Below are 3,737 nucleotides of genomic sequence, written 5' to 3'. Positions count from 1 at the left end.
GGCATCGGTGGTCGCCACATTGCCGGCCACGTCGCGGGCGAAGCCGGCGCCGATGTCCAGCGTATCGGCGCCGCCCGTGGCGCCATAGCCTGCCGCGCCCTGCAGCGCCGAAGCCTTGGCGCCGCTGAGCACGATGCTCAGCGTGGTGCCGTTGACCACCTTGGCCGACGCGATGTCGGCCAGCGTGAAGGACACATCGGCCGTCGTGGCATTGTCGGCGTTGATGTCCCACGAGAGCTTGCTCCAGTCCAGGCGTGCCTTGACGTCGGTCGTGGCATCTTCACCGGGCTCATGCAGCGTGGCGAAGTTGCTGCCGTTCAGGGTCAGCGTCTGGGTGGCGGCCTCGTAGCTGGCGCTGCTGCTGGTGACCGTGGGGGCGGTGGTGTCCCCCGGCGTGGTGCCGCCCGTCTGCGAGCCCACCACGGTGGCGCTGCCGCCGATCTCGATGTTGAAGTTGTCCATCGCGTTCATGCGCTGGCCCTCGGCCCCGAAGAACACATGCAGCTGCGCGGCCGAGCCCACGCTGGCGTTGGTCACCGTGGTGGTATGGGTGGTCTTGGTGCTGGTGATGGCGCCGCTCGTCTGGTTGACGTTGTAGATCTTGAACGTCAGGTCGTATTGGTTGGACCCCTTGGCTTCGATCAGCAGCTCGTAGTAGTACCAGGTGGGGGGCGAGATGATGGTGTCTCCACCGGTCCAGCTCAATGCGCCGCCAACGGTGTTGTTGACCCAGTTGCCGCCACCCCCATGGAAGGAGATGCCGATGGACGACTCTGCCGGCGTGGCGCTGCCGCTACTGGCGGCATTTTGGTCGGTGGTGGTGAAGCCCAGGGAGCCGTAGCCGGAGTTGGCCGAGTTCTTGTACAGCACGCCGAGCTTGTAGGTGCCGTCGGCGGCGACGGTGTAGGCCTGCTTGGTGGTCCAGATCTCGTCGGAACCGGTGGGGACCGTGATGCCGGCCCCGCCTTCGATGCCCACGCCCGAACCCCAAGCGAACGAGCCGGCGTTGGAGTTGCCGCCGGTGGACTTGTTGAAGTTGTCGGAGAGCGCGGCGGCGGTGTCGAATTTCTGGAGAATCGTCGTGGTCATGCGGTGGCCGTGTCGGTGAGGTAGGGCAAGGAAGGCGCAGCAGAGCATCCGCGGCATGCTGCGTGGCAGTTGAACAAGGACCGTCTGCCCCACTGGTCTGGCGACCAGATGGTTCAAGATGTATCCATTGCATCCAAAAGAAACGTGATTTGTTTGTAGCGGAAATCGCCTGCGAGCTGTCTTGAGAAATCTTGCAGACCGGCGTGGGCGATGCGCCGCAGATACACCCCCGCCGTGGCGCCCGCCTATCCAGGCAGGTGCAGGCTGAACCGGCTGCCGCCGCCGGCCCGGTTCCCGGCGCACGCGGTGCCCCCATGCAGGTGCGCCACCTGCTGCACCAGGTACAGACCCATGCCCGTGCCCTGGATGCCCGTGGCGAGCAGCGCGGCGGGCGTGCGGTAGCCCATGCCGAACACATGGGGCAGGTCGCCGGGTGCGATACCCATGCCCCGGTCGCTGACGTGGATGGCGGTCTCCGTGGCGGTCTGCTCGATGGAAACCTCGATGGGGCCGCCCTCGGGGCTGTACTTGATGGCGTTGTCGATCAGGTTGGCCAGCGCCAGCCCCAGCCACTGGCGGTCCAGCGCACAGGGGCGTCCGCCCTCGGGCGGGGCGTGCAGGTGCAAGGGGTGGCGCTCGTCGGCGGTGCTCAGCGCCTGCGCCTGGGCAAGCAGCTGTGCGGGGGTGACGGGTTCGCGCTCCAGCACGATGGCATCGCTGCCCAGGCGGTCTTCGGCCAGCGCGTTGTCGACCAGGGTGTTGAGCCGTGCCAGCGCGGCGCGCATGCGCTCAAAGCGCGGCTGCATGCCGGGTTGCACGGGCAGTGCGCGTTCTTGCAGGTTGGCCAGGGCGGTGCGCGCCACGGCCAGCGGAGTGCGCAGCTCGTGCGCCACCACCCGCGCGAACCGGCGGCGGCTGCGCTCGCGCTCGTGCGCGGCCAGCAACTGGTGCTGCACCTCGCGCATGCGCAACAGCACCACCACCATCGAGAACGGCACCTGCAGGAAGGTGGTGGTCTCCCACAGGCCCGAGGTCCAGAAGCCCAGGGGCAGCCAGCCCAGGTTGCGCGCGCCTTGCAATACCGCCGCCACCAGACCCGGGAGGAACATGGCCAGCATGAGCAGGGCGGGCTGGCGGCGGTGGCGCAGCATGCCCACGAACAGGCCCACCAGCAGCAGCACGAAGGCGGGCAGCAGGCCGAACACCCAGGGCGCAAGATGCACCCAGTCGACCCACAGCGTGGCAGCCGCGCACAGCAGGTACAGCACCGAAACGGCTTGCAGGGCGCGCGTCCACCGGGGCATGTGCGGGTAGGGTTTGAGGTAGGACAGGGCGAACCCACCATGCGCGGCGGGCAGCAGGCAACTGAGCCAGCCGATGGGCTGGTTGGCCAGCAGGCTGCGCGCCTGGGGCAGGTAGGTGTCCACCAGGAACAGGTCGTAGCCGTTGAGGGCCATCTGCGTGGCCCCCAGCAGCACCAGGTAGGCCGTGGCGACGAAGAAAAAATCCTGCCGCAGCCACAGCGCACAGATCAGCGTGGTGAGCACGGGCGTCAGCAGCAAGCCCAGGAACAGCCCGTGGCGCGCGATCTCCAGCACCTCGCGCTCGATGTAGGTGGCGGGTGCCAGCACATGCAGCTGCATGGCCAGCGTGCTGCTGCTCTGCCAGCGCAGGTGGTAGGTGGTGCCGGTGGACGCAGGCGCCAGCGGGAATACGGTTTCGCGCAACTGCAAGGGGCGCTGCGTGGCGGGCACGGTATCGCCTGCGCGCACGGCGTCGAAGCCGCCCCGGCCGTTGGGCGCGTACAGGTCCAGCCGGTCCTGGAAGGGGGGTGATGCGACCAGCCACCACGGGGCGCTGTCGCCAGGGCGCGGCTGGAGGGTGAAGCGCAGCCAGATGGCATCGGTGCTGTAGCCCAGCGCCAGCGAGCGGTGCTGGGGGGTGAAGGCCGGTTGCCCCGCCGGGCCGGCCAGGGTGGGCAAACGGCTGACCTCGTCCACGGTGAGTTGGCCGCCGGGGTCGCGCAGCACGGCAAGGTAGCCTGTGAGGTCGAGCGCCGTGCGGCCCTGTACCGTGAGGGCCGGCGGCAGGCCGGCCTGGGTCCCTGCGGCCTGGGCCGCTGAGCAGAGCATGCACAATACCAGCCAGGGCCCTGCGGTGCGCAGCCATCGGCGCGGCCATGACGTCAGAAACCACAGCATGCCCAAGATCCACGTTCTCATCGTTGAAGATGCCCCCGACCTGCGGCTGGAGCTGGTGGATTATCTGCAATTCAAAGGCTTCCACGCGCAGGGCGTGGGCAGCATCAGCGCAATGCAGGCCAGCCTGCGCGCGGCGCTCTGGCATGTGGTGGTGCTCGACCTGGGCCTGCCCGATGGCGACGGCATGGACGCCGCCCGCTGGGTGCGCGCGCACAGCGGGCAGTCGGTGGGCCTGGTGATGGCCACCGCGCGCGGTCAGCTCGACGACCGCATCGACGGCCTGGGCGCGGGTGCCGATGCCTACCTGGTCAAGCCGGTGGAGCCGCGTGAGCTGCAGGCGGTGATCGAGCGCCTGGCATCGCGGCTGTCTGTCACCGGCTGGCGCATCGCCCCGGGCAGACGGCAGCTGATGGCGCCCAACGGCCTGGCCGTGGCACTCACGGGGGC

General features: G+C 68.9%; 2 protein-coding genes and 1 pseudogene. 1 reads left to right on the top strand and 2 read right to left on the bottom strand.

Annotated elements, in window-relative coordinates:
- Together ACK59X_RS31240 and ACK59X_RS31235 are read right to left on the bottom strand one after the other, a co-directional pair.
- Positions 1 to 1,089 (bottom strand): annotated as a pseudogene (locus ACK59X_RS31240) (hypothetical protein); the annotation flags it as partial.
- A 245-nt stretch (positions 1,090 to 1,334) separates the two neighbouring features.
- On the bottom strand, positions 1,335 to 3,221 hold the full coding sequence (locus ACK59X_RS31235; RefSeq protein ID WP_409962805.1) for a 7TM-DISM domain-containing protein: 1,887 nt from the start codon (positions 3,219 to 3,221) through the stop codon (positions 1,335 to 1,337).
- Positions 3,222 to 3,288: 67 nt separating this feature from the next.
- Here ACK59X_RS31235 and ACK59X_RS31230 point away from each other — a divergent pair.
- The coding region (locus ACK59X_RS31230) for a response regulator transcription factor (RefSeq protein ID WP_409962803.1) at positions 3,289 to 3,737 on the top strand (449 nt) is incomplete at its 3' end.

This window comes from Acidovorax sp., from assembly GCF_046339755.1.
Lineage (GTDB): Bacteria > Pseudomonadota > Gammaproteobacteria > Burkholderiales > Burkholderiaceae_C > Acidovorax.
Note: the sequence above shows the minus strand (reverse complement) of the source record. Positions and strands in the feature narration are given on the sequence as shown.